Origin of the sequence: Acidiphilium sp. 20-67-58 (assembly GCF_002255515.1) — a bacterium.
Classification (GTDB): domain Bacteria; phylum Pseudomonadota; class Alphaproteobacteria; order Acetobacterales; family Acetobacteraceae; genus Acidiphilium.
Genome location: NZ_NCAS01000084.1, coordinates 1 through 2,363, shown reverse-complemented (window position 1 = coordinate 2,363; position 2,363 = coordinate 1). Strand labels below are relative to the sequence as shown.

Below are 2,363 nucleotides of genomic sequence, written 5' to 3'. Positions count from 1 at the left end.
GTCACCATGCCCATTCCCGCCAGCAGCGCCTCGCGCATCAGGTCCGCTTCGCTGAACACGCTCGCGCGTTCACTCAGATGCCGCGCCGCCCCCGTCACCGCCTCCCGCGCCAGGGCCCATTCATCTGGCCGCCAAGCGTCGCCGTCGCGGCCGGCAACCAGAACCTTGCCCCCACGATCCCTAGCCAGCGCGGCATGGCGGAGCTGCTCAAGGTCGACCCCGACTTCGCGCGCCCGGGCGCGCCACGCATAACGCTGGTCAAGCTCACCCGGCTGCCCCTTCTCCACCCGGGTCGATACATTCGCCCGCACCCGCTGCGCCGCACTCGCCGCCTCCCGGTCTAGACCGCCCGCCGCCAGCGTCCGGTCGATCTCCGCCGTCCGCCGACTGAACGCCGCAATCTGCTCCCGCGTCAGACCTGCGATCTCGAACCCATCTCGCGTCCGCTCGATCCCGTAGCCAAGCTCCGTCACGCGCTTCGCCAGCTCTGCCTTGTACACTGCGTCCAGCGTGTGCAGCGTCTCGTTCCGCACCCCGAAGTCAAGCGACGCCGCACTCCAAACCCCATCCGATCGCCGCGTCATGTTGGCGATGATCAGATGCGTGTGCAGCTGCGGATCAGCCACCCCGTCCACTGGCCGGCTGTCCTCATGCCGATATGCGGCCGCCACCATCCGTCCGGTCCGCTCCACCACCGCCCCCGCCTTGCCCCGCCGCGCCACCAGCATCAGACGCTCGACCTCGCCCGCCGCCGCCCGCACCGCCTCATCATGCGCCGCCAGAAGCCTTGCATCGCCCCCAGCCAGCGCCAGGATGCTGACACTCTTCGGCGCACTGATCGTTAGATCATGCCCCAGACGGCGGCTTCCCGCCCGGTTGCCCCGCCCGCTTAGATCTGTCCCGTCGGGGAGCCGGCCCGCCAGAACCGACCCCAGCGTCGCGCCGTCTACCGCACCGGCCAGACCAAGCTCGGTCGCACCGGACCCCAGCCACACCGACGGTGCCGCGCGGCCCTGGTAATAGCCGATCGCCGCAGCGCCTCGCTCCGCTGCCAGGCCGTCTTGCCGCTCCGATTCCAGATACCGCACCACCCCGGCGATGCTGGCACCGGAACCGCCACCTGACGCAGATCCCTGCCCGGAGCCTTGCGCGGTCAGATGGCTATATGAAATCATCGTCTGGTCCTCGCTGTCATCGCTGTTGGTTGTCGGATGTGGCGTCACCAGAAGGGCTGGCGGCTAGTCGTTTCTGCTTGCTTGTCGGAGATGGGGCGTGATACCCCGGCTTCTGCCCTTGCCATGCATCATAGGTGCGGTTGTGTGTAAAAGACAAGCGAAGCTTGTCGTCGATATACCAGAAATTGCGCTCCGGTAGCTGAATGGTCGTCACTTGAATGAATACCGATATTGAAGCGATACTCAATTAGCTATGTTGTGACAGACCGATATTGCCTCATGGATCGCGTCGGGCAATGGTCATCATGAGACCGAACGAGAAAGGGCGATCGCCATGGCAGATGATACGCAGGTAAAGCAGGCTGCTGGAATCAGCCGTGACGATATCAAGGCGATCGCGGCGCAGATGAAAGCACTCCCTGCCGCCCGTGACGCCGCCCTCCTGACCAAGCGTGCCGCGATCGAATCCCTCAGCGGTGAGATCAAATCCATGCGCGACAAAGGCTATACCATCGACCAGATCGCCAAGTGGCTGCGCGATAACACCCCCCTCGCCGCTAGCGCCGCCACCATTCGCTCGGCTCTCGCCAGAAAACGCAGCCGCAAGCCAGCATCATCCACGCGAACAGAGGCGAAGATGGGGAACGCTGGATCAGCGGCATCATCGCAACTTGGCAAGCATACGGCAGGTACTGTCCGCAACACGGCCGATCGTCCGTCAAATCCGGCGCCGCCAGAAAAAGTGCCGGACCGCGCGAAGGCGACCGATACCGAGAAAACACCGGGTGCGGGCACGTTCGCCATCGGGAGCGATGACGTATGAGAGGCATCATCTATGTCGGCGGCAACAAAGGCGGTGTCGGCAAGTCCATGGTCGCCATCGCCCTCGCCGATCATCTCCGCCACGTCCTCAACCGGCCCGTCTTCCTCATCGAGACCGATACCGCCAACCCTGACGCTGCCAAATGTCTCGGGGACGAACTCGACGCCACCCTCGCCGCCGATACCCGCACCGAGGCCGGATGGCAGACCATGCTCAACGCCATCGAACAGCACCAGGACAAGACCTGCGTCATCAACGCCGGTGCTCGCGACAATGACGCCATGCGCCGCTACGGCGACTACCTCCACCGCGGCGCCGAAGCCCTCGCCACTCCCATCGCTATCGCATGGGTGATCAACGACGAG

Annotated in this window: 2 protein-coding genes and 1 pseudogene; 2 read left to right on the top strand and 1 reads right to left on the bottom strand. The window is 64.9% G+C overall.

The genetic code is table 11. The features are described 5' to 3' along the window. A partial coding sequence (gene mobF, locus B7Z76_RS15905) for a MobF family relaxase (protein WP_291345216.1) occupies window positions 1-1,175 on the bottom strand: 1,175 nt, incomplete at its 3' end. Between the two features lie 334 nt (window positions 1,176-1,509). On the opposite strand from mobF, the gene B7Z76_RS15900 reads away from it, so the two are divergent. After that, window positions 1,510-1,998, top strand: a complete 489-nt coding sequence (locus B7Z76_RS15900) for a hypothetical protein (RefSeq protein WP_035187214.1) — start codon at window positions 1,510-1,512, stop codon at window positions 1,996-1,998. Continuing rightward, a pseudogene (locus B7Z76_RS15895) lies at window positions 1,995-2,363 on the top strand (mobilization protein); the annotation flags it as partial. The gene B7Z76_RS15900 and the pseudogene B7Z76_RS15895, both read left to right, overlap by 4 nt.